The organism is Streptococcus sp. NCTC 11567 (genome assembly GCF_902141215.1).
GTDB classification, from domain to species: domain Bacteria; phylum Bacillota; class Bacilli; order Lactobacillales; family Streptococcaceae; genus Streptococcus; species Streptococcus dysgalactiae.
This window is the reverse complement of record NZ_LR595857.1, coordinates 1,109,423-1,133,750: the sequence shown is the minus strand read 5'-3', so window position 1 is coordinate 1,133,750 and position 24,328 is coordinate 1,109,423. Positions and strand designations below refer to the sequence as shown.

Annotated in this window: 24 protein-coding genes and 1 riboswitch; of the genes, 21 read left to right on the top strand and 3 right to left on the bottom strand. The window is 38.9% G+C overall.

Annotation, left to right across the window (positions count from 1 at the left end):
• Positions 1-60 precede the first annotated feature (60 nt).
• The 5 genes from FQT67_RS05770 (at position 61) to FQT67_RS05750 (ending at position 4,327) form a co-directional block, all read left to right on the top strand.
• Positions 61-732: a GTP pyrophosphokinase family protein gene (locus tag FQT67_RS05770; RefSeq protein ID WP_003054043.1), complete on the top strand. Its 672-nt coding sequence runs from the start codon at positions 61-63 to the stop codon at positions 730-732.
• Complete coding sequence (locus FQT67_RS05765) at positions 707-1,543, top strand: NAD kinase (protein ID WP_003054026.1); 837 nt, start codon at positions 707-709, stop codon at positions 1,541-1,543. The genes FQT67_RS05770 and FQT67_RS05765 overlap by 26 nt, the downstream gene beginning before the upstream one ends.
• Complete coding sequence (locus FQT67_RS05760; RefSeq protein ID WP_046177385.1) at positions 1,540-2,436, top strand: RluA family pseudouridine synthase; 897 nt, start codon at positions 1,540-1,542, stop codon at positions 2,434-2,436. The genes FQT67_RS05765 and FQT67_RS05760 overlap by 4 nt, the downstream gene beginning before the upstream one ends.
• Before the next feature lie 13 nt (positions 2,437-2,449).
• On the top strand, positions 2,450-3,445 hold the full coding sequence (pta, locus tag FQT67_RS05755) for a phosphate acetyltransferase (protein ID WP_003054038.1): 996 nt from the start codon (positions 2,450-2,452) through the stop codon (positions 3,443-3,445).
• Positions 3,446-3,571: 126 nt separating this feature from the next.
• Positions 3,572-4,327 (top strand): SDR family NAD(P)-dependent oxidoreductase, encoded by a 756-nt coding sequence (locus FQT67_RS05750; protein ID WP_046177384.1) that lies wholly within the window; start codon positions 3,572-3,574, stop codon positions 4,325-4,327.
• A gap of 194 nt (positions 4,328-4,521) precedes the next feature.
• Here the strand turns inward: FQT67_RS05750 and FQT67_RS05745 are convergent, their stop codons facing one another.
• On the bottom strand, positions 4,522-5,211 hold the full coding sequence (locus tag FQT67_RS05745) for a hypothetical protein (protein ID WP_012766879.1): 690 nt from the start codon (positions 5,209-5,211) through the stop codon (positions 4,522-4,524).
• Positions 5,212-5,630: 419 nt separating this feature from the next.
• Between FQT67_RS05745 and FQT67_RS05740 the strand changes: the two genes are divergently transcribed.
• From FQT67_RS05740 to FQT67_RS05715, 5 genes are all read left to right on the top strand, one after another.
• On the top strand, positions 5,631-6,359 hold the full coding sequence (locus FQT67_RS05740; protein ID WP_046177383.1) for an ABC transporter ATP-binding protein: 729 nt from the start codon (positions 5,631-5,633) through the stop codon (positions 6,357-6,359).
• Positions 6,352-7,878 (top strand): ABC transporter permease/substrate-binding protein, encoded by a 1,527-nt coding sequence (locus FQT67_RS05735; protein WP_046177382.1) that lies wholly within the window; start codon positions 6,352-6,354, stop codon positions 7,876-7,878. Before FQT67_RS05740 ends, FQT67_RS05735 begins: the two co-directional genes overlap by 8 nt.
• A 277-nt stretch (positions 7,879-8,155) precedes the next feature.
• A complete protein-coding gene (gene guaC, locus FQT67_RS05730) occupies positions 8,156-9,139 on the top strand; it encodes a GMP reductase (RefSeq protein ID WP_003054001.1) in 984 nt (327 codons plus the stop codon).
• Between the two features lie 122 nt (positions 9,140-9,261).
• A riboswitch (purine riboswitch) is annotated at positions 9,262-9,357 on the top strand.
• Positions 9,358-9,443: 86 nt separating this feature from the next.
• On the top strand, positions 9,444-10,025 hold the full coding sequence (locus tag FQT67_RS05720) for a xanthine phosphoribosyltransferase (protein ID WP_046177381.1): 582 nt from the start codon (positions 9,444-9,446) through the stop codon (positions 10,023-10,025).
• Positions 10,025-11,299: a nucleobase:cation symporter-2 family protein gene (locus tag FQT67_RS05715; RefSeq protein ID WP_046177380.1), complete on the top strand. Its 1,275-nt coding sequence runs from the start codon at positions 10,025-10,027 to the stop codon at positions 11,297-11,299. Before FQT67_RS05720 ends, FQT67_RS05715 begins: the two co-directional genes overlap by 1 nt.
• 128 nt (positions 11,300-11,427) lie before the next feature.
• Here the strand turns inward: FQT67_RS05715 and FQT67_RS05710 are convergent, their stop codons facing one another.
• Positions 11,428-12,363 carry an FAD:protein FMN transferase gene (locus FQT67_RS05710; RefSeq protein WP_046177379.1) on the bottom strand — a complete coding sequence of 312 codons (936 nt, stop codon included), beginning with the start codon at positions 12,361-12,363 and terminating at the stop codon, positions 11,428-11,430.
• A 51-nt stretch (positions 12,364-12,414) separates the two neighbouring features.
• Positions 12,415-12,600, bottom strand: coding sequence for a 4-oxalocrotonate tautomerase (locus tag FQT67_RS05705; RefSeq protein WP_046177378.1), 186 nt, complete (start codon positions 12,598-12,600; stop codon positions 12,415-12,417).
• Positions 12,601-12,796: 196 nt separating this feature from the next.
• On the opposite strand from FQT67_RS05705, the gene FQT67_RS05700 reads away from it, so the two are divergent.
• From FQT67_RS05700 to FQT67_RS05650, 11 genes are all read left to right on the top strand, one after another.
• Positions 12,797-13,399: a thymidine kinase gene (locus FQT67_RS05700; protein ID WP_003053312.1), complete on the top strand. Its 603-nt coding sequence runs from the start codon at positions 12,797-12,799 to the stop codon at positions 13,397-13,399.
• 22 nt (positions 13,400-13,421) lie between these two features.
• Positions 13,422-14,501, top strand: coding sequence for a peptide chain release factor 1 (gene prfA, locus FQT67_RS05695; protein WP_046177377.1), 1,080 nt, complete (start codon positions 13,422-13,424; stop codon positions 14,499-14,501).
• The gene (gene prmC / locus FQT67_RS05690; protein ID WP_046177376.1) at positions 14,501-15,340 is read left to right on the top strand and encodes a peptide chain release factor N(5)-glutamine methyltransferase; all 840 of its coding nucleotides are present in this window, start codon (positions 14,501-14,503) and stop codon (positions 15,338-15,340) included. Before prfA ends, prmC begins: the two co-directional genes overlap by 1 nt.
• Positions 15,324-15,914 carry an L-threonylcarbamoyladenylate synthase gene (locus FQT67_RS05685; RefSeq protein ID WP_041788972.1) on the top strand — a complete coding sequence of 197 codons (591 nt, stop codon included), beginning with the start codon at positions 15,324-15,326 and terminating at the stop codon, positions 15,912-15,914. The genes prmC and FQT67_RS05685 overlap by 17 nt, the downstream gene beginning before the upstream one ends.
• A gap of 16 nt (positions 15,915-15,930) precedes the next feature.
• Entirely contained in the window at positions 15,931-16,362 is a 432-nt protein-coding gene (locus tag FQT67_RS05680) for a GNAT family N-acetyltransferase (RefSeq protein WP_037589883.1), read from the top strand.
• A gap of 10 nt (positions 16,363-16,372) precedes the next feature.
• Complete coding sequence (gene glyA, locus FQT67_RS05675) at positions 16,373-17,629, top strand: serine hydroxymethyltransferase (RefSeq protein ID WP_003053314.1); 1,257 nt, start codon at positions 16,373-16,375, stop codon at positions 17,627-17,629.
• Positions 17,630-17,635: 6 nt separating this feature from the next.
• The gene (locus FQT67_RS05670) at positions 17,636-18,613 is read left to right on the top strand and encodes a nucleoid-associated protein (protein WP_003053307.1); all 978 of its coding nucleotides are present in this window, start codon (positions 17,636-17,638) and stop codon (positions 18,611-18,613) included.
• Entirely contained in the window at positions 18,614-19,216 is a 603-nt protein-coding gene (locus FQT67_RS05665; protein ID WP_003060824.1) for a lysozyme family protein, read from the top strand.
• 9 nt (positions 19,217-19,225) lie between these two features.
• A complete protein-coding gene (locus FQT67_RS05660; protein WP_046177375.1) occupies positions 19,226-20,950 on the top strand; it encodes an ABC transporter ATP-binding protein in 1,725 nt (574 codons plus the stop codon).
• Complete coding sequence (locus FQT67_RS05655) at positions 20,947-22,674, top strand: ABC transporter ATP-binding protein (protein ID WP_046177374.1); 1,728 nt, start codon at positions 20,947-20,949, stop codon at positions 22,672-22,674. The genes FQT67_RS05660 and FQT67_RS05655 overlap by 4 nt, the downstream gene beginning before the upstream one ends.
• 241 nt (positions 22,675-22,915) lie before the next feature.
• The gene (locus FQT67_RS05650; protein ID WP_003056153.1) at positions 22,916-24,283 is read left to right on the top strand and encodes an FAD-dependent oxidoreductase; all 1,368 of its coding nucleotides are present in this window, start codon (positions 22,916-22,918) and stop codon (positions 24,281-24,283) included.
• Positions 24,284-24,328 lie beyond the last annotated feature (45 nt).

Here is a 24,328-nt window from a genome sequence, read left to right as displayed (position 1 = left end):
ATAAATTGTTATTTCAATTTTATATTAATATCCTAGCTTTGACAAGAAAGGAGAAAACAGGTGGCTTTAGATTGGGAAGAATTCTTAGACCCTTACATTCAAACTGTTGGTGAATTAAAAATTAAATTGCGTGGTATTCGTAAGCAATTTCGTAAGCAAAATCGTTATTCCCCTATTGAGTTTGTAACAGGACGGGTGAAATCAGTTGAAAGCATCAAAGAAAAAATGGTCCTGCGTGGGGTTCTTGAAGAAAATATAGCGCAAGACATCCAAGATATTGCCGGTCTCCGTATTATGGTGCAATTTGTAGATGATGTTGAAGAGGTTTTAGCTTTGCTACGTCAGCGGCAAGACATGACAATTGTCTATGAACGAGATTACATTCGCAATATGAAATCCAGTGGTTACAGGTCTTATCATGTGGTCGTTGAGTACCCTGTTGATACCATTGAAGGTCAAAAAAAGGTTCTAGCTGAAATTCAAATCCGTACTTTGGCGATGAATTTTTGGGCAACGATTGAACATTCGTTGAACTATAAATATGGCGGAGATTTCCCAGAAGAAATCAAAAAACGACTTGAAGTGACTGCAAAAATTGCCTTAGAATTAGACGAAGAAATGCGTAAAATTCGAGAAGATATTCGGGAGGCTCAATTATTGTTTGACCCCGTGACACGAAATTTAAGTGATGGTGTAGGAAATAGTGATGACACAGATGAATTATACAGATAAGGTGAAGCGAGTTGCCATTATTGCGAATGGCAAATATCAAAGCAAACGCGTTGCCTCTAAACTTTTCGCCGTATTTAAAGATGATCCTGATTTTTACTTATCAAAGAAAAATCCAGACATCGTGATTTCTATTGGCGGGGATGGGATGCTCTTATCTGCCTTTCACATGTATGAAAAAGAATTAGATAAGGTACGTTTTGTAGGAATCCATACAGGTCACCTGGGATTTTATACCGATTATCGTGATTTTGAAGTTGATAAATTAATTGACAATTTAAGAAAAGACAAAGGAGAGCAAATCTCCTATCCCATCCTGACAGTGGTTATTAGTTTGGATGATGGCCGTGTTATTAAAGCGCGCGCCTTAAATGAGGCTACAGTCAAGCGCATCGAAAAGACAATGGTAGCAGATGTTATCATCAATCATGTGAAATTTGAAAGCTTCAGAGGTGATGGCATTTCTGTATCAACGCCTACTGGAAGTACAGCATATAATAAATCCTTAGGAGGGGCTGTCTTACATCCGACGATTGAAGCTCTCCAATTAACGGAAATTTCTAGCCTTAATAATCGTGTCTTTAGAACCTTGGGCTCATCAGTCATTATTCCAAAAAAAGATAAGATTGAGTTAGTGCCGAAACGCTTAGGTATTTATACCATTTCCATTGATAATAAAACCTATCAGCTCAAAAATGTCACTAAAGTGGAGTATTTTATCGACGATGAGAAAATTCATTTTGTTTCATCTCCAAGTCATACGAGCTTTTGGGAAAGGGTCAAGGATGCCTTTATTGGAGAGATTGACTCATGAGATTTGAATTTGTAGCAGACAAACGAACAAAAGTAAAAACTCTGTTAAAAAGTCATGATGTCTCCAAAGGACTATTGGCGAAAATCAAATATAAGGGTGGTAATATATTGGTAAATGGTATCGAACAGAATGCCATTTATTTATTGGATATTGGGGATGTGGTAACTATTGACATTCCAAAAGAAGAGCCTTTTGAAAAGCTTGAAGCGATTCCTTTTGACTTGGACATTGTCTATGAAGATGATCATTTTCTAGTCATTAATAAACCCGTTGGCTTTGCCAGTATTCCGAGTGCCATTCATTCCAATACTATTGCCAACTTTATCAAGGCATATTATGTGAAAAAGAATTATCCCGACCAACAAGTGCATATCGTGACTCGTTTAGATAGAGATACGAGTGGATTGATGTTATTTGCTAAGCATGGCTATGCTCATGCAAGATTAGATAAGCAGCTCCAAACTCGTGCCATTGAGAAACGTTATTTTGCCCTCGTTTCTGGTCAAGGTGCTCTACCCGACGAAGGGGATATTGTGGCACCAATTGGGCGATCTAAAGATAGTATCATTACACGGGCGGTGGATCCCATGGGGAAATATGCTAAGACCAGCTACAAGGTGGTCGCGCGCTATCCAGAAAATGTGCACTTGGTAGATATTAAATTGCATACGGGACGTACCCACCAAATTAGGGTTCATTTTGCCCATCTTGGTTTTCCCCTGTTAGGGGATGATCTCTATGGAGGTCGCTTGGACCTAGGAATAACAAGGCAGGCTTTACATTGCCATTACTTGATTTTTAAAGATCCGTTTACAGAAAATGAGTGTAGACATGCAATAAACTTGACAGATGACTTTGAGAGCGTTATCATAGATTTACAGAAAAAAAGATAGAGGTTAATAAATAATGAGTATTCGTAGTTTATTCGGTGGTTTAAGAGAAAAGATTCTTGGGAAAAATATGAAAATTGTTTTTCCAGAGGGAAACGATGAGCGTGTGGTTCGTGCAGCTGCTCGTTTGAAATTTGAAGGACTTTTAGAACCGATTATCCTTGGACAGTCAGAAGAGGTTCGCAGCCTTTTAACAAAATTAGGTTTTGCTGATCAAGACTATACTATCATTAATCCAAATGACTATGCTGACTTTGAAAAAATGAAAGAAGCTTTTGTTGAGGTCCGTAAAGGAAAAGCAACGCTTGAAGATGCAGATAAAATGCTTCGTGATGTCAATTACTTTGGTGTTATGTTGGTTAAAATGGGATTAGCAGATGGAATGGTATCAGGGGCTATTCATTCAACAGCTGACACTGTTCGTCCAGCTCTTCAAATCATCAAAACTAAACCAGGTATCTCAAGAACTTCAGGTGTCTTCTTGATGAACCGCGAAAATACGAGCGAGCGTTACGTGTTTGCTGATTGTGCTATCAATATTGACCCAACAGCACAAGAATTGGCAGAAATCGCTGTTAACACAGCTGAAACAGCTAAAATCTTTGATATTGATCCTAAAATTGCTATGTTAAGCTTCTCAACAAAAGGTTCTGGTAAAGCGCCTCAAGTTGATAAGGTAAGAGAAGCAACAGAAATTGCTAAAGGGTTGAACCCTGATTTGGCACTTGATGGCGAGTTGCAATTTGATGCAGCCTTTGTTCCTGAAACAGCAGCTATCAAAGCACCAGATTCAGCGGTTGCTGGTCAAGCTAATACTTTCGTTTTCCCTGACTTACAATCTGGAAATATTGGTTACAAAATTGCACAACGTTTAGGAATGTTTGATGCTATTGGACCAATCTTACAAGGATTGAACAAACCTGTTAATGATTTATCTCGTGGCTCAAGCGCTGAAGATATTTACAAATTAGCTATTATTACAGCAGCACAAGCTATCGAAAGCCAAGGGTAACTTAAGACCCCTTGATATAGGATTCTAACCGCTAAGTGATGTGTTAGAAGTTATCCTAAGACTAATTGACATTATTAAAAACGAGTTGGCCAGACCATCTCGTTTTTTTTGAAGGTGAGGAAATGTATGGGAAATATTGCCTTAGTAACAGGGGCTTCAGCCGGTTTTGGCAGAGCCATTGTCGAACACTTAATTGCAGATGGGATAAAGGTTATTGGTGCTTCTCGTCGTCTTGAGAAACTCAAGGCCTTAGAAACGAGCTTTGGGTCGGACAACTTTTACCCTTTGCAGATGGATGTCACAGATACCAAAGCGATTGATGATGCTTTGACAAGTCTACCAAATCAGTGGCAAGATATTACTATTTTAGTGAATAATGCAGGCTTGGCATTGGGACTTGATAAGGCTTATAAAGCCGATTTTGAGAATTGGATGACGATGATTAATACCAATATTGTTGGGTTGATTTATCTCACACGTCAATTATTACCACATATGGTCTCCAAAGATGATGGTATTATTATTAATTTAGGGTCAACCGCAGGGACAATTCCCTATCCGGGAGCTAATATTTATGGGGCTAGCAAGGCTTTTGTTAAGCAGTTCTCACTCAATTTACGAGCTGATTTAGCAGGTAGCCATATACGTGTGACCAATATTGAACCCGGTCTATGTGAAGGAACAGAATTTTCAAAGGTCCGCTTTAATGGTGATGAGGAACGGGTGAAGGCCATTTATCAAGGAGCACATGCCATTCAACCTCAAGATATTGCGTCGACCGTATCATGGGTGATTCATCAGCCCCCTCATGTTAATGTTAATCGTATTGAGCTGATGCCAGTGTCGCAAAGTTATGGACCGCAACCAGTTACTCGTGACTAGCAAGGGATGAGTCCATAAGAATAATAATCTTTAGAAAAATGGTTTACTGGGATGGCTTATTCTTTATAAGTGAGACTTACCGATTTAGTCATCAAAAAAAGCAGTCAAGAAGAAAGGTTTTGATGTTTCCAAGTGTTCTTGATTGCTTCTTGTGCATTGATGATTTAGGCTGAACTCCCTATTTAAAATCAAGTTTAGTGATCTAAAATGGAAGGGCCTGATGTGACATCGGACCAGCCAACAATGGCTTGTCCAGTTTCTTCTAAATACTGGTTTAATAACGGTTTAATGTCTTGAACGGTATCCAAAACTCCCACCAGTTGACCTTGAGGATTTTTAAGAGCTTGATAATGCTGCACGTAAATATGATCCAATGAACCCGAAGGAAGTAGGAAGGTTTTACAAGGGGTATCTGATAAACGCAATTCAGCAAGAATCCAATCTTCTATTTCGTTATCAGTAGTCGGCAAAAAACTTCCATTAAAAGCATGATTATCGACTATGATGTTTCCATTTGCATCAGATAACCTTGCTTGCAAAGGAAGGTACTGTAAAAAATGTCCATCAAATTTTTGGTAAAATCCAGTGAGGTATTGGCTTAACGATAAGACTGCTGTTGCTTGATCAAAGACACTTTCTGTCACTAAAAAGCCCTGACCATGTTGAGAAGTTTTGAAATAGAGTGTAGGCAAGTCAATGTCATACTCATGGAAACTGAAAATTCCTTGGAAAGTCGACAATTGATTTGACTGAATGTTGGCTTTGCTAGTGAGAATAGTCACCTCAAAAAGGTGTGAGAAGTGGTGGGAAAGCTCTCTAATAAACGTCTCTTCAAGTTGGTTTTCAGGTGTTAAGAGCGCTAAAATGGAAATGGCATTTTTCATAATTGTATGATAGCTGTATTTTCTAGAAAAGACAATTAATCTGCTTATCTATCATCATAGGCAAGTCTAGGATTTTTGATAAGGTAATTTTGGAGAGATAGGCTGACCCAGTGACCTGTTTTTCTATAAGGGGGTAATAGTCTCATTATTTGACTTATAGTGGGAAACTTTTTATAATGGTCAACAACAAACGACAAGAAAATAATGAGAGAAAATGTTTTTGAGAATTGGTAGTTTCTACCTTACTGAGGATACCTAAGAGTCCCTTTAATTAGTAGATGCGTTTGTCTAAAAATGGTAGGGCATGCAGTGATTCCTTGTAGTTACTCAGAACGTTTTGAGAAAAAATGACAGAGAGACAGGTTGAATGAACTCATCAGCTTTTATGCTGTTACTTTAACCAATGAATTGGAGAAATAATGATACGTTTTAATAATGTTTCTAAAACTTTTGGTCAGACAAAGGTTTTGCAAGAGCAGACCTTTCAAATTAATGACCGTGAATTTTTTGTGCTGGTTGGTCCCAGCGGATCGGGCAAGACCACACTTTTAAAAATGATTAATTGCCTTATTGAACCAAGCTCTGGAGATATTTTACTAAATAACGTCTCACAGAAAGAGTTAGATTTACGTGAGATGAGGCTATCTATTGGATACGTGTTGCAGCAAATTGCTCTTTTCCCCAATCTCACAGTAGCTGAAAATATTGCGATTATCCCTGAGATGAAGCAATGGTCAGCTGAAGAAATTAGACAAAAAACTGAAGAATTATTGGATAAGGTGGGCCTACCTGCTAAAGATTATCTTGATCGTTACCCAAGTGATTTATCGGGAGGTGAACAGCAACGTATTGGTATTGTACGTGCTATCATTTCTCATCCTAAAATTCTATTGATGGATGAACCATTTTCAGCCTTAGATCCTATTTCACGTAAACAATTGCAAGAGTTAATGTTGAGTCTTCACAAGGAATTTGACATGACGATTGTATTTGTGACACATGATATTGATGAGGCCATTAAATTAGGAGACCGCGTAGCTATTTTAAATGAGGGAGAAATTGTGCAACTGGATCGCCCAGAAATGATTAAGACCCACCCTGCTAATGCTTTTGTAGCCAATTTATTTGGAGGTGATGAGCATGCCTAGTTTGTTTGTAACTTTCCAAAACCGTTTTAATGAATGGCTGGCGGCTCTGGGGGAACACCTGCAAATTTCCCTTTTATCTCTTATGATCGCCTTGCTAATAGGCGTGCCTTTAGCAGCTCTTCTCAGTCGCAGCAAACGTTGGTCAGACATTATGTTACAGGTAACAGGTGTTTTTCAAACCATTCCCTCACTGGCTTTGCTTGGTCTTTTCATCCCTTTAATGGGAATTGGAACGTTGCCTGCAGTGACAGCTTTAGTTATCTATGCGATTTTTCCGATTTTACAGAACACCATCACAGGGTTAAATGGTATTGACCCAAGTCTCGTGGAAGCAGGGACAGCGTTTGGGATGACCAAATGGGAGCGATTAAAAACGTTTGAGATTCCAATTGCAATGCCTGTTATTATGTCAGGTGTGCGGACGTCAGCAGTCATGATTATCGGCACAGCTACTTTAGCTTCCTTGATAGGAGCCGGTGGACTTGGTTCTTTCATCTTATTGGGGATTGATCGTAATAACGCTAACCTGATTCTGATAGGGGCTATTTCTTCAGCTCTGCTAGCTATTATTTTCAATAGTTTGTTACAGTACCTTGAGAAAGCTTCCTTGCGACGGATTATGATTAGTTTTGGAATCACCTTACTTGCATTGCTAGCATCGTATACTCCTATGGCGCTTAGTCAGTTTTCAAAAGGAAAAGATACAGTGGTTATTGCCGGTAAATTGGGAGCAGAGCCCGATATTCTGATTAATCTCTATAAGGAATTAATTGAAGACCAATCAGATATAAGCGTTGAGTTGAAATCTAATTTTGGGAAAACTAGCTTCTTATATGAAGCTCTTAAATCTGGAGATATTGATATCTATCCTGAATTTACAGGAACCATAACATCAAGTCTTTTACGTGACAAACCACCTTTGTCTAATGACCCTAAGCAGGTCTATGAGGATGCTAAAAAAGGCATTGCTAAGCAAGATAAACTGACCCTTCTTAAGCCGTTTGCTTACCAAAATACGTATGCTGTTGCTATGCCAGAAAAATTGGCAGAGGAATATCAGATTGAAACCATTTCTGATTTAAAAGCGCATGCTGATACTTTAAAGGCTGGTTTTACTCTGGAATTTAAGGACAGAGCAGATGGCTATAAGGGAATGCAATCTCAATATGGGTTACAGTTATCTGTGGCGACGATGGAGCCAGCTCTTCGTTATCAAGCAATTCAATCAGGAGATATCCAAGTAACAGATGCTTACTCTACGGATGCTGAAATTACGAAATACCATTTGAAAGTTTTAAAAGATGATAAACAGTTGTTTCCACCTTATCAGGGAGCTCCTTTGATGAAAGCCTCCTTATTAACAAAACATCCAGAATTAAAAGGCATTCTTAATCAATTAGCGGGAAAAATTACTGAAAAAGAGATGCAGGACATGAATTACAAGGTATCTGTTAAAGGAGCAGATGCTAATAAGGTCGCTCGAGATTATCTGTTGAAAGCGGGATTAATCCAGAAATAAACAGAAATGTTGGTCCGTAGGACTGGCATTTTTTCGTCTCTTACGTTCAAGAAGTAACAATTCATAAATACAAAAGACGAACATTTAAATTAAAAATAGTATTTAAATTTGACAAAAAATAAACAATGAAATAAACTATAAAAGGAAAGGTAAGTTTTTACCTAGCGATGCCTCTAATCATCAGAGGTCATAGGAAGGTCATTTTGTATAAAGGACGTGGAGAAGAAGATGAGAACTGACTTATTTTCTTTCATCTGTGTCTAAAGAGGAGAAACTTATGTTTAATGACATCCCTGTATTTGATTATGAAGATATTCAACTGATTCCTAACAAGTGCATTATTACTAGTCGTTCACAAGCAGATACAAGTGTGACACTCGGAAAATACCAGTTCAAGCTACCAGTTATCCCAGCAAATATGCAAACAATTATTGATGAAACAATTGCTGGGCAGTTGGCAAAAGAGGGTTATTTTTATATTATGCATCGTTTTGATGAAGATAGCCGCAAACCTTTTATCAAGCGCATGCATGAACAAGGCTTGATTGCATCAATCTCTGTTGGGGTTAAAGCTTACGAATATGAATTTGTGACTTCTTTGAAAGAGGATGCTCCTGAGTTTATTACCATTGATATTGCTCATGGTCATGCTAACAGTGTTATTGATATGATTAAGCATATCAAAACTGAATTACCAGAAACATTTGTCATTGCTGGAAATGTTGGTACGCCAGAAGCTGTACGAGAACTCGAAAACGCAGGTGCTGATGCCACTAAAGTAGGCATCGGTCCAGGCAAAGTATGTATCACTAAAGTAAAAACAGGTTTCGGTACAGGTGGTTGGCAGTTAGCAGCACTGCGCTGGTGCGCAAAGGCAGCTCGTAAGCCTATCATTGCTGATGGTGGGATTCGCACACATGGTGATATCGCTAAATCCATCCGCTTTGGAGCTAGTATGGTCATGATTGGATCGCTTTTTGCAGGACATATTGAAAGTCCTGGAAAAACGGTAGAAGTGGATGGTGAAACGTTTAAAGAATATTATGGCTCGGCGTCAGCATATCAAAAAGGCGAGCATAAAAATGTAGAAGGCAAAAAAATCTTATTGCCTACAAAAGGTCACTTATCAGATACCCTGACCGAAATGCAACAGGATTTGCAATCGTCCATTTCTTACGCGGGTGGTAAAGATTTAGACAGTTTGCGTCATGTTGATTATGTTATCGTCAAAAATTCTATTTGGAATGGTGATTCCATTTAAATGATATGGAGTTAGCTAGGACCAGTAAAGAATTTTTTAGCTTAATGCTGGAGATGCTTTTATCATATCTCTGTAGGTATTGAAAAAAATAAGAAACATGGTAAAATAGTAAATTATCATAATGAATTCAATAATGACATACTTATTTATGCTGTGAATTGGCGCAGCGTCTCTACAAGACACCTTAATGTCTAACAATAAGTAAGCTTTTAGGCTTGCTTGGTTTTTAACCTTGCAAAGTGAGAAACTCTTATAGTTTCTGGCTTTGCGGCAGGCTTTTTCTATTTGAATCAAAAGGAGATTTATGCAGTTACTTGAAGAACGCATCTTAACAGATGGCAATATTCTAGGAGAGAATATTCTAAAGGTAGATAATTTTTTAACTCATCAAGTTGATTACCGGTTGATGAAAGCAATTGGTAAAATGTTTGCTCAAAAATATGCTGAGGCTGGCATTACAAAAGTGGCTACAATCGAAGCTTCAGGTATTGCACCAGCCGTATACGCTGCAGAAGCAATGGATGTTCCTATGATTTTTGCGAAAAAACATAAAAACATTACCATGACAGAAGGCATTTTGACAGCAGAAGTTTATTCTTTCACGAAACAAGTGACGAGCACGGTGTCTATCGCTGGTAAATTCCTATCTAAAGAAGATAAGGTTTTGATTATTGATGACTTTTTAGCCAATGGTCAGGCAGCAAAGGGTTTGATTGAGATTATTGGTCAAGCAGGGGCACAAGTCGTCGGCGTTGGTATTGTGATTGAGAAATCTTTCCAAGATGGTCGTCGATTGATTGAAGATATGGGCATTGAAGTGACCTCATTAGCCCGTATTAAAAACTTTGAAAATGGTAATCTAAACTTCTTGGAGGCTGACGCATAATGACACATTCAACAAAGCAGGAACATTCTCACTCGCAATCAGCTGTCCTTGGCTTACAGCATGTGCTTTCGATGTATGCCGGATCTATTTTAGTACCAATTATGATTGCATGTGCTTTAGGTTATTCCGCTAGAGAGTTGACTTACCTGATTTCGACAGATATTTTCATGTGTGGTGTGGCTACTTTCTTACAGTTAAAGTTAACCAAGCATACGGGAGTGGGATTACCAGTTGTTTTAGGATGTGCTTTTCAATCAGTGGCACCTCTATCCATTATTGGAGCGCAGCAAGGTTCAGGTGCCATGTTTGGAGCCCTCATTGCGTCAGGAATTTATGTCATTTTAGTGGCAGGTATTTTTTCTAAGATTGCTCGTTTCTTCCCACCAATTGTTACAGGATCGGTCATTACCGTCATTGGCTTAAGTCTCGTAGGTGTTGCTATGGGGAATATGGGAGATAACGTCAAAGAGCCTACGGCACAAAGCATGATGTTATCATTGTTGACGATTGTCATTATTCTTTTAGTCCAAAAATTTACCAAAGGTTTTGTGAAATCCATTTCCATTTTGATTGGGCTCGTAGCGGGAACTTTGGTTTCAGCCATGATGGGATTAGTAGATACAACTCCTGTTGTAGAGGCTTCTTGGATTCATGTGCCAACCCCATTTTATTTTGGTATGCCAACTTTTGAAATCACTTCTATTGTGATGATGTGTATCATCGCAACGGTTTCTATGGTTGAATCAACAGGCGTCTACTTAGCACTTTCAGATTTGACTAATGATCAATTAGATGAAAAACGTTTGCGCAATGGTTATCGCTCAGAAGGGATCGCAGTCTTTCTCGGCGGGTTATTTAACACCTTCCCTTACACTGGTTTTTCTCAAAATGTTGGACTTGTCCAAATCTCAGGTATTAAAACCCGTCGTCCGATTTACTATGCAGCAGGTATCCTTGTGGTTATTGGTTTACTCCCTAAATTTGGAGCAATGGCGCAAATGATTCCAAGCCCAGTTCTTGGTGGAGCTATGCTTGTTCTCTTTGGTATGGTTGCTCTTCAAGGAATGCAAATGCTTAATCGTGTTGATTTCCAAAAGAACGAGTATAATTTTATTATTGCTGCTGTTTCTATTTCGGCTGGCTTAGGGTTTAATGGCACCAATCTTTTTGCTAGTTTACCAGAGACAGCTCAAATGTTCTTAACGAATGGTATTGTGATTGCCACTTTGACATCTGTTGTCTTAAACCTGCTCTTAAATAGTAAAGATTATTAAGATATCAGTGATCATACTAAAAGACAAACCTCAAAAATGAAGTTTGTCCTCAAGTTGAAACGACTCAGAGAGAGTCGTTTTTTTGATAGGTTTAATCAGTTAGCTAGAAAGACTCCTAGTTGTTTTTACTAATACAAGGCTTGGAAGTATGGTCTTAGTCCCTTTGACATCCAGATTTTTTGATCTTTTGTGACCACAAGTCCTTCAATGTGTTTTAGACTATTTAAACAGCTAATAACAATGGCTTTATCGAGTCCAAAGAGTCGGGCAGTCCATATTTCACAATCCAAAGAAGAAGGAGCCATGACCGTTAAGCTGAGCATATCTGTTTCTATAGGATAGCCTGTCTGACGATCTAAGATATGATGATACTGTTTCCCTTTGGCTGTAAACTGCCTTTCATAAATACCAGAGGTCACTACAGAGTGATTGTTGACCTTGATGAGTCCCAGGTGCTTGCCTCGTCTGGCACCTGGTTCTTGAATTCCAATTCGAAAAGTCTTGTCAGGGCTTTTCGGATTAGGTCCATGAACTAAGACGTTTCCTCCTAAATTGATTAGGGCAAATTCGACCCCGTCTTCGATGAGATAAGCCATGATATTATCTGCAATGTAACCCTTAGCTAAGGCACCCAAATCAAGTGACATTCCAGATCGTGTTAAGAAAACGGTTTGATTGCTTTGATTGATTCTAATGTTTTGGGGATTGGTGAGGGCTAATTGTTGTGAGATAAGCTCAGGACTGGGTAGATTAGCATCAGGAAAGCCGATTCGCCAGGTTTGGACAAGTGGCCCGATAGCGATATTCAGATTACTTGGCGCAGCTAGGCTATGTGATTTACCAATTTGGATAAGAGTCAGCAAATCAGAGTGGGCACGGACGGGTTTGACACCAGCTGCCCTATTAATAGCCATGAATTCAGAAGTAGAATCATTGGCAGAAAAACGATGATTGTAAGCATGTAATAGGCTAATCACTGTCTGAAGCTGTTGAGGAGCTTTGTTGGATGCAATATGGATATCAATAACAGTTCCCATTAGTTTTAATTGTTGCGTAACAAACATAATTAGTCCCCTTTTAGCAGAAGACCCCCACTAAGGAGTGAGGGAAAGTTGTTATGATTTTCGTTTCATTTCACCTTGTGGGAAATAAGACCCTTCTTGCATGTCGTTAATAAAAACATGAATGCTTTCTTTAGGTGCTTCAGCGATGCGTGAGACGACTTCAGTCACTTCACGTGCTAATTGATTTTTTTGATCTTGGCTACGACCTTCAAAAAGGTCAATGGTTACAAATGGCATAGGAAACCTCCTTTTCTAGTTATGTCTATTTTATCATGTTGTGATGAAATTGCCTATGCTTAACAGCCTCTTGAAAAGGCTTACCAAAGGACTTTTTTCTCATGACCAGTGTCGAGTTTTCGAAGAAGTCAATCGCCAAATGAATACAATTATGATAGAATAGAAAGGATAAAAATAGAAGGTAGGATACTCCATTTTGGCTCAATTATACTATAAATATGGGACAATGAATTCAGGCAAGACTATTGAAATCTTGAAAGTAGCACATAATTATGAAGAACAAGGCAAACCTGTTGTCATTATGACAAGTGCTCTTGATACGCGTGATGGTTTTGGCGTCGTTTCAAGTCGTATCGGCATGCGACGAGAAGCAGTTCCTATTTCTAGTGATATGGATGTTTTTACCTTTATTGACCAATTGGAGGAAAAACCTTATTGTGTCTTGATTGACGAAAGCCAATTTTTAAGCAAGCAAAATGTTTATGATTTGGCGCGTGTGGTGGATAAGTTAAATGTTCCTGTCATGGCTTTTGGGTTGAAAAATGATTTTCAAAATGAACTGTTTGAGGGATCAAAATACCTTTTGCTTCTGGCCGATAAGATTGACGAAATCAAAACAATCTGTCAATATTGCAGCAAGAAAGCCACGATGGTTTTACGGACTGAAAATGGAAAACCGGTGTATGAGGGTGCTCAGATACAAATCGGAGGGAATGAAACCTATATTCCAGTTTGCCGTAAGCATTACTTTCACCCACCCGTTAGCACCGAACAGTCAGTAATGACTGAGAAAAAGTAAAAAGAGGAGATGATCAAAACGAATGAATATTTATGATCAATTACAGGCGGTTGAAGACCGTTACGAAGAGTTAGGCGAATTATTGAGTGACCCAGAAGTCGTTTCAGACACCAAGCGTTTTATGGCCTTGTCAAAAGAAGAAGCTAGTACACGTGATACTGTAACAACCTACCGTGAGTATAAACAAGTAATCCAAGCCATTGCTGATGCGGAAGAAATGATCAAGGATGCCAGTGGTGATTCTGAATTAGAAGAAATGGCTAAGGAAGAACTAAAAGAGTCTAAAGCTGCTAAGGAAGACTACGAAGAAAAACTTAAAATCCTCCTCTTGCCGAAAGATCCGAATGATGATAAAAATATCATTTTGGAAATCCGTGGAGCTGCCGGTGGTGATGAGGCTGCCCTTTTTGCTGGTGACCTTTTGACCATGTACCAAAAATTTGCCGAAAGCCAAGGCTGGCGTTTTGAGGTCATGGAAGCCTCTTATAATGGAGTTGGTGGTATCAAAGAAGTTGTTGTCATGGTTTCTGGTCAATCTGTTTATTCTAAATTGAAATACGAATCTGGTGCTCACCGTGTGCAGCGTGTTCCTGTAACAGAAAGCCAAGGCCGTGTTCATACGTCAACAGCAACAGTCCTTATTATGCCAGAAGTAGAAGAAGTAGAATACGACATTGATCCTAAAGATTTGCGTGTTGATATTTACCATGCTTCAGGTGCAGGTGGACAGAACGTCAACAAGGTTGCAACAGCCGTTCGTATCGTTCACTTGCCAACCAATATTAAAGTAGAAATGCAAGAAGAACGGACACAACAAAAAAACCGTGACAAAGCGATGAAAATTATTCGTGCCCGTGTGGCTGACCATTTTGCCCAGATTGCTCAAGACGAACAAGATGCTGAACGTAAATCAACCATTGGTACAGGTGACCGTTCAGAACGTATTCGTACCTACAATTTTCCGCAGAATCGTGTGACGGATCACCGTATTGGCTTGACCTTACAAAAGTTGGATACTATTTTGTCTGGAAAGATGGATGAAATCATTGATGCCCTTGTCATGTATGACCAAACACAGAAATTAGAATCTCTCAATAACTAATGAACTATGCTACATTAATCAGGACTTATGAAGATAAACTGGAACAAATAGGTGAGGATCGCGAAAACCTCGCCTATGTTTTTAGGGAACTAAAAGAGTGGTCTAGCCTTGATTTCTTACTTCACCAAAATCAAGAAGTAAGTTCAGATGACTGCCTGCTTTTGGAAAAGATTTTCATGGATCTAAGCCAGCATTTATCTCCTCAATATCTAACAGGACGGGCTTATTTTAGAGATCTTCAGCTTTCCGTGGACCAAAGAGTTTTAATTCCAAGGTCCGAAACGGAAGAACTAGTAGACTTGATTTTAGCTGAAAATCCCGATACACCGCTGAGTGTTTTAGATATTGGAACAGGTAGTGGAGCGATTGCTATTTCTCTCAAGAAAGAAAGACCTGCTTGGCAGTTAACAGCATCTGACATTTCAAGTGATGCCCTGAGCTTAGCCCAAGATAATGCTAGCCATTATCAGCTTGATATAACTTTTATCGTTTCGGATGTTTTTAGTCAACTTTCAGGAACCTTTGATATGATTGTGTCAAATCCCCCCTACATTGCCTACGAGGATAAGGATGAGGTAGGTTTAAATGTCTACCAGTCAGAACCTCATTTAGCTCTTTTTGCAGCAGAAGACGGTTATGCCATCTACCGAAGGATTATTGAAGAGGCTTCGAATTACCTAAGTGAAAAGGGGAAGCTTTACTTTGAAATTGGTTATAAGCAGGGAGAGGGCATTAAAGCACTTGTTAACACTCATTTTCCTCAAAAACGGGTTCGGGTCTTAAGGGATGTATTTGGTAAAGAAAGGATGGTCGTCGTCGATCATGGAACGATTAGCTAGTATCATTGAATCAGGTGGCGCTCTTGTGTTACCGACAGAGACGGTTTATGGTCTTTTTGCCAAGGCTTTGGATGAAAAAGCGGTGAATGCGGTTTATGACTTGAAACAGAGACCTCGCGATAAAGCAATGAATCTGAACGTTGCTGATTTTGATAGTATTTTAGCTTTTTCAAAAGAGCAGCCAACCTACCTTGAAAAACTTTATCAAGCATTTTTACCTGGACCTTTGACAGTTATTTTAAAGGCGAATGATCATGTGCCTCACTGGATAAATTCTGGACTAGCAACCGTTGGTTTTCGACTGCCGAGTCATCCGATTACTGCAGCGCTAATTCAAAAAACTGGCCCTTTAATCGGTCCTTCTGCCAATTTATCTGGTAAACCCAGTGGTAAGGTTTTTGATCAGATTATACAAGATTTTGATTTTCAAGTGATTGGTTATGCGGATGATCCTTTTCTAACAGGTAAGGATTCAACGATTTTAGATTTGTCAGGCGAAAGCCCTGTGATTTTACGCCAAGGTGCTATTACGAAGGAAGAGTTAGTAGCCAAGATACCTGAGCTTCATTTTTAGGAAAGGGGTTATGCGGATGTTGAGACCATTAAGTAAAGCAGATTGTCCATCACTAAAGGAGATTAATGATAAAGCCTTAGGGTATTGCGTCTCACTCGATTTGGTGGAAAGTCAATTCGAACGATTGATAGATGATGGCCATCATTATTTTCTAGCCTATGATGATGAGGATACTCATCAATTAGTAGGGTATGTTCATGCAGAATGCTACGAGACACTTTATACAGATAAGGGCCTTAATGTCTTAGCTTTAGCCGTTTTACCAGATTACCAAGGAAAAGGCATTGGAAGTTCTTTGGTAGCAGGGTTAGAAGCTCTTGCCAAAGAAGAAGAATTTGCTTTTATTCGCCTGAATTCTGCTAGTCACCGCACAGAAGCGCATGGTTTTTATCGAAAACTAAATTATGTGGACGATAAAACACAATTGCGTTTTATTAAGAAATTATAAGGAGATGACGATGATTTTTGATCAAGATAATTTTGAAGCTTTTGATAAAGACCTTTGGGATGCTATTCATGCTGAAGAAGAAAGACAAGAACATAATATTGAATTAATTGCCTCTGAAAATATGGTCTCAAAAGCTGTCATGGCAGCTCAAGGATCTGTTTTGACGAATAAGTATGCAGAAGGATATCCTGGTAATCGCTATTATGGCGGAACAGAATGTGTGGATATTGTCGAAACGCTTGCTATTGAACGCGCTAAACAGCTTTTCGGTGCTTCATTTGCTAATGTTCAAGCTCATTCTGGCAGTCAAGCTAATGCAGCAGCCTATATGGCTTTGATTGAAGCTGGCGATACTGTCTTAGGGATGGATTTGGCAGCAGGCGGACACCTTACTCATGGATCACCGGTCAATTTTTCAGGGAAAACCTACCATTTTGTAGGTTATTCAGTAAATGCTGATACGGAAATGTTAGATTATGATGCCATTTTGGAGCAGGCTAAAGCTATTCAACCTAAATTGATTGTTGCAGGGGCTTCGGCTTATTCTAGAAGCATTGATTTTGCAAAGTTTCGTGATATTGCTGATCAAGTTGGTGCTTATTTAATGGTGGATATGGCTCACATCGCTGGTCTTGTGGCAGCAGGTTTACATCCTAATCCTGTTCCTTACGCGCACATTGTTACTTCAACAACCCACAAAACCTTACGTGGTCCTCGTGGTGGATTGATATTAACCAATGATGAAGTTCTTGCTAAAAAGATTAACTCAGCCATTTTCCCAGGTCTACAAGGAGGACCTCTTGAGCATGTGATTGCTGCCAAAGCGGTTGCTTTTAAAGAAGCCTTGGATCCATCTTTTAAAGACTACGCACAGGCTATTATTGATAACACTGCGGCTATGGCGGCAGTGTTTGAGCAAGATGAGCGTTTCCGCCTTATTTCTGGTGGGACAGATAATCATGTTTTCTTGGTAGATGTTACCAAAGTGATTGCAAATGGTAAGTTAGCTCAAAATCTTCTCGATGAGGTTAATATTACTCTAAATAAAAATGCCATTCCTTTTGAAACCTTATCTCCTTTTAAAACATCAGGCATTCGTATTGGTTGTGCAGCTATAACCAGTCGTGGCATGGGAGTTAAAGAAAGCCAAACTATCGCTCACCTCATCATCAAAGCCTTGGTTAATCATGATCAAGAAACTATTCTTGAAGAGGTTCGTCAGGAAGTGCGTCAATTAACAGATGCTTTTCCACTCTATAAAAAGTAAGGAACCATGTTAGACAGTTATATCAAACGTATCGTTATTCATCAGTTTTCCCCTAATGACACAGAATTATTACTATCTGATCGCTTGGTGAGCATTACACCACGCATTGATGAGTATTTTCGGAAAAAATTAGCTAAAGTGTTTTCAGATGAGGCTAAGAGAGGTCAATTTGAGCCTGATAATGCCTTTTTTGCAACTATCAGTGATGATCTTTTAGAAAGCTCTGTCACCCTTGCTCAGTTATGGAAAGAAGCATTTGTCATTGCAGAGGATCAAAAAACCAATGATTTGGTGTTTATTCAGTTCGATAAAGATGGAGAACCTTTCTTTGCCTTCCTACGAATTGCCTTAAAAGAGCAGTTTGCTCACTTTTCTGATAATTATGAACACCCTTTTACGGTAACACAGAATAATTTGCCGAGTCCTACCCAAACACCGGACGAAGCACTGGTCATTAATCTTAAATCTGGTCAGTATTATTTGATTGAGAAACGTGTGAAACATAATGGTAGTTTTGAACATTATTTTTCGGAGACTCTTTTAAAGGTTAAACCTGAACAGTCAGTTAAAAAATCAATCAAAATGATTGAACAAACGGCTCAGAAAATTGCAGAGAACTTTAATCAAGATGATTTTACTTTCCAATCCAAGATGAAGTCAACGCTTTTTAACCAATTAGAAGCTGATGATACCTTATCACCAGAAAAATTAGCGGATCAGCTCTTTGATGATAATTTAACGGCCCGTTTAACCTTTGTGGACCAAGTCAAAGAAGCGATTCCAGAACCCATAAAGATCAGTGATATTGATCATTCCAGACAAATCAAAAAACTAGAAAGTCAAAAATTATCGTTGTCAAATGGCATAGAGTTGACCGTGCCAAATGCTATTTATCAGGATGCCGAATCAGTCGAATTCCTGCTAAATGATGATGGGACTTATTCCATCTTAATTAAGAACATAGAGGATATTAAAACAAAATAAATGTTTAAATTTATTAAGCGTGTCTGCGCTCTACTCATTTTTTTGCTTATTTTCTATCAAGTGCTTGTTATTCGACACAATGTCCATCGTGTCTTGGCTTACAAGCCGATGGTTGAAAAGACCTTAGCAGAAAATGATACGAAGGCAAATGTAGACTTAGTCTTAGCCATGATATACACAGAGACAAAAGGTGGCGAAGCAGATGTCATGCAGTCCAGCGAAAGTAGCTCTGGAAAGAAAGACTCCATTACAGACAGTCAATCTAGCATTGAGCATGGGGTGAGTTTGCTTTCTCATAATTTGGCTCTAGCTGAAGAAGCAGGTGTTGATTCTTGGACAGCAGTTCAAGCCTATAACTTTGGAACAGCTTATATTGACTATGTTGCTGATCATGGTGGGCAAAATACTATTCCTTTAGCCACAACTTACTCTAAGACAGTAGTTGCTCCGAGTCTAGGAAACACTAGCGGCCAAACTTATTTTTACTACCACCCTCTAGCTTTGATTTCTGGAGGCAAGCTTTATAAAAATGGTGGTAATATCTATTATTCACGAGAAGTTCATTTCAATCTCTATTTAATTGAATTAATGAGCCTTTTCTAGAAAGTCATTATGAAACGATTACGTCCATATGTGAAAGGGTACCTAAAAGAAACTATCTTAGGTCCCCTTTTCAAATTATTAGAAGCTTTATTTGAATTATTAGTGCCTTTGCTGATTGCTAACCTGATTGATGTACAGATTGGTCAGCGAAACAGTCAAGGGATTTTGGGGGTTGTCTTAACCTTATTTGCCTTAGCAGTTGTTGGTTTGGCATTCTCTATGACAGCTCAATACTATTCGTCCAAGGCTGCAGTAGGCTTTACAAAGCAGATGACCGATGACCTTTTTGAGACAATCATGGGACTCCCTAAAGAAGAACAGGACCGCTTAGGTTATGCTAGCCTTTTATCTCGTTTGACCAGTGATAGTTTTCAGGTTCAAACAGGTATTAACCAATCGTTACGTCTTTTTTTAAGAGCTCCTATTATTGTCTTTGGTGCGATCATCATGGCGTATTGGATTAGTCCCAGTCTTACGTTGTGGTTTGTGATAATGGTGGTCATCTTATTGGGGCTTGTTTTTGGCATTTCTCGTTTTTTAAACCCACTCTATCGTGTGATTCGTCAGGAAACGGACCACTTAGTTCGTCTAACCAGTCAGCAATTGCAAGGGATTCGGGTAATTAAGGCATTTAATCAAACTCAGAATGAACTTCAAACGTTTAAAGAACAAAACGATAGCTTAAGTCATAACCAATATCAAGCTGCCACCCTAGCTAATCTCTTAAATCCAATGACGTTTCTAGTGGTTAACGTTACCTTGCTGATTCTGATTTGGCAGGGAAGTTGGCAAGTGTCTTCTGGCACACTCAGTCAAGGCATGCTAGTGGCTTTAATCAATTACCTCTTACAGATTTTATCAGAACTGTTAAAAATGACCATGCTAATGGGGACAATCAGTCAGAGTGTAACAGCTGCAAACCGCATTAGTGAGGTTTTAACTCTAGCTGAGAAAAAACCAATACCACTTGGCGAATCTCAATTGAAGACTTCAATGCTTTTAACCATTAATCATCTGACTTTTACCTACCCAAGAGCATCAGAACCTAGTCTTTATAACATTCAATTTAGTGCTAATCAGGGAGAATGGATTGGTATTATCGGAGGAACAGGAGCGGGGAAAACAACATTAGTTGAGTTGATTTGCCGCACTTACTCACATAATAATGGGGAAATTAGCCTTAAGTGGCAAGGGCAGACACCAAAAACAGTAGAGGACTGGCGCCGCTTCATTGCCTTTGTTCCTCAAAAAGTCCAACTATTTAAAGGAACAATCAGAAGTAATCTGATGTTAGGGCAATCCACTCCTGTTGAGGATCAGAAGCTTTGGCAGGCACTGGAAATAGCCCAAGCAAAAGACTTCGTCGCTGCTTTACCAGATCAATTAGAATCTCCGGTTGAAGCTTTTGGGCGTAATTTCTCAGGAGGTCAACGTCAACGCTTAGCCATTGCTAGGGCTCTTGTTAATCCAAAACCGCTGTTGATTTTAGATGATGCCAGTTCTGCCTTGGACAATGTGACTCGTGTCCAACTTTTTAAAGCATTGAAAGAAGAATTATCAGATGTCTTAGTGATTTTGGTGACACAATCTATTAAGAATTTAGCTTTTGTTGATAAGATTTTACTTTTGGATCAAGGACACCAACTTGGTTTTGCCAGTCATGAGGAACTAAAGGCAACTCATTCAGTCTATCAAGACATGCTAGCACTTCAACGGAAGGGGGAGGCAAAATGACAAAAACCAATCACCACCTCCTGGAGCGCTTATTCAAAGACTTGTTGAAGAAACCTCTTTATGTTTTTATACTTGTAGCAGCTAGCTTTGTTCAAGTAGGATTGAGTGTCTACCTGCCAATTCTTATCGGTAAAGCTGTTGACGTCATCTTACTAGCCAATCATTGGCAAACTCTGAAGTGGCTCCTAGTGCAAATGGCAATAGTGGTTTCAATCAACGCTCTTATTCAGTGGATAATACCCCTTTTCTATTATCGTCTGCTTTATCACTATAGTCAGCAATTGAAAAATGCTCTTTTAGGAAAAATTCATCAACTGCCCTTTGCCTATCTCGATCAGCAAACCATTGGAGATTTGGTCAGTCGAGTGACAACTGACACAGAACAACTTTCTAATGGACTACAGATGGTATTTAGTCAATTTGTAACGGGCTTGCTGACGATTCTATTTACTATTTTTGCTATGGCACAAATTGATTGGATGATGTTAGCCGTAGTGCTAATCCTAACACCCATTTCTCTTTTTCTTGCCCGCTATATCGCCCAAAAGAGCTTTCACTATGCTCGAGAGCAAACACAAAGTAGAGGAAATCTAGCTCAATTTACAGAAGAGATGATACGACAAGAAAGCTTGGTTCAAGTCTTCAATGCTCAAAATCAGGCTATTGAGAATTACAAGTATTTTAATGAAATCTATAGCGAAGCCTCACAAAAAGCTATTTTTTATGCCTCAACAGTTAACCCAGCAACGCGATTTATTAATAGTGTCATTTATGCTTTATTGGCAGGTTTAGGCGCTATGCGTATTATGGCTGGTCTTTTCTCCGTGGGTCAATTAGCGACTTTTTTAAATTTTGTTGTTCAATACACTAAGCCTTTTAATGACATTTCTTCAGTGATGGCAGAAATCCAAAGTTCTCTGGCGTGTGCACAACGTCTCTATCATCTTTTAAATCATGAGGTAGCGAAGCCTGACGATACTTTACCATTTAAGGCTTCAGAAGTTAAGGGGCAAATTGATTTTGAGAACGTTAGTTTTTCTTATCAAAAAGAAAAACCACTGCTTCAAGAGATTAGCTTTTCTGTTCCTGCTGGTTCTAAAGTAGCAATCGTCGGTCCAACAGGAGCAGGAAAAACGACCTTAATCAATTTATTGATGCGTTTTTACGAGGTAGATGATGGCAGTATAATGTTGGATCAAGTGCCTATTAAGGACTATGACAAAGAAGAATTCAGGTCTATAATTGGCATGGTCTTACAAGAAACATGGTTAAAGGATGCCACTATTCATGATATCATTGCTTATGGCAGTGACAAAGCTAGCCGAGAAGAAGTGGTGGCAGCTGCTAAAGCAGCCAATGCTCATTTCTTTATTATGCAACTTCCTGAAACTTATGATACCTATTTATCTTCGTCTTCTGAAGCGTTATCACAAGGACAAATCCAATTATTGGCCATTGCACGTCTATTTTTGAGAAAACCTAAAGTTTTGATTTTAGATGAAGCCACATCATCTATTGATATCAGAACAGAAACGATTATTCAGGATGCTCTCCAACAGTTAATGAAAAGTAGAACGAGCTTTATCATTGCTCATCGCTTATCAACGATTCAATCAGCTGATTTGATTTTAGTCATGAATCAAGGGCGATTGGTTGAGTGGGGAACACATGCCAGCTTAATAGCAAAAAATGGATATTATGCTAGATTACAAAAGACAGAATAAAGTTCGTCTTTTAATAAAGATGAACTTTTTTTATTCTTCCTAAAGTTAGTTAATTAACAAACTTTAAACTGTTATATAAAAAAATAACAGCGAAAAAGTGGACGATCTTTTTTATAAGTGAGAAAAAACAGTTGACTAAAGAAGAAATAACTCAAAAAAAGTGAGCAATATATTTGGAAGCGTTTTTTGACTGTGGTATAATAGAGCCCTATATAATATTGTGAAATGAGGAACAAAATATATGAGTAAAATCGTTGTTGTTGGTGCAAACCATGCTGGTACGGCCTGTATCAAGACTATGTTAACAAACTACGGTGATGCTAATGAGATTGTTGTATTTGACCAAAACTCAAATATTTCATTTTTAGGCTGTGGTATGGCACTTTGGATTGGTGAGCAAATTGCTGGACCAGAAGGACTTTTCTATTCAGATAAAGAAGAATTAGAGTCTTTAGGGGCTAAAGTTTACATGGAATCACCTGTTCAATCAATCGACTACGATGCCAAAACAGTCACTGCTCTTGTGAATGGTACAGAACATGTGGAAAGCTATGACAAGTTGATTTTTGCAACTGGATCACAACCTATCTTGCCACCGATTAAAGGTGCCGAAATCAAAGAAGGGTCACTTGAATTTGAAGCAACTCTTGAAAACCTTCAATTTGTGAAGTTGTACCAAAACTCGGCAGACGTTATTGCTAAGCTTGAAAATAAAGATATCAAGCGAGTAGCTGTTGTCGGTGCAGGTTATATTGGTGTTGAGTTGGCAGAAGCTTTCCAACGTAAAGGTAAAGAAGTTGTTCTTATTGATGTTGTAGATACTTGCTTGGCAGGTTACTATGATCGCGATATGACTGACTTAATGGCTAAAAACATGGAAGAACATGGTATTCAATTAGCCTTTGGTGAAACAGTTAAAGAAGTTGCTGGTGATGGCAAAGTTGAAAAAATCATTACTGACAAAAATGAATACGATGTGGACATGGTTATCCTTGCTGTTGGTTTCCGTCCAAATACAGCTCTTGGAAATGGTAAGATTGAGCTTTTCCGTAATGGTGCTTTCCTTGTTAACAAACGTCAAGAAACTTCTATTCCAGGTGTTTATGCTATTGGTGACTGTGCAACGATTTATGACAATGCAACTCGTGACACAAGCTACATTGCGTTAGCATCGAATGCTGTTCGTACAGGTATTGTAGCAGCTCATAACGCTTGTGGTACAGACCTTGAAGGTATTGGCGTTCAAGGCTCAAACGGTATTTCCATTTACGGCTTGCACATGGTTTCAACTGGTTTGACACTTGAAAAAGCAAAACGTCTTGGTTTTGATGCTGCAGTGACGGAATATACTGATAATCAAAAACCTGAATTTATCGAACATGGTAACTTCCCAGTAACAATCAAAATCGTTTACGATAAAGACTCACGTCGTATCTTGGGCGCTCAAATGGCAGCGCGTGAAGATATGTCAATGGGAATTCACATGTTCTCACTTGCTATCCAAGAAGGCGTAACCATTGAAAAATTAGCTTTGACAGATATTTTCTTCTTGCCTCACTTTAACAAGCCATATAACTATATTACAATGGCAGCCTTAGGAGCAGAATAAGATAAGATTTCTTTGATTCGTGTATAATATTAAGTGTCTCCCTAT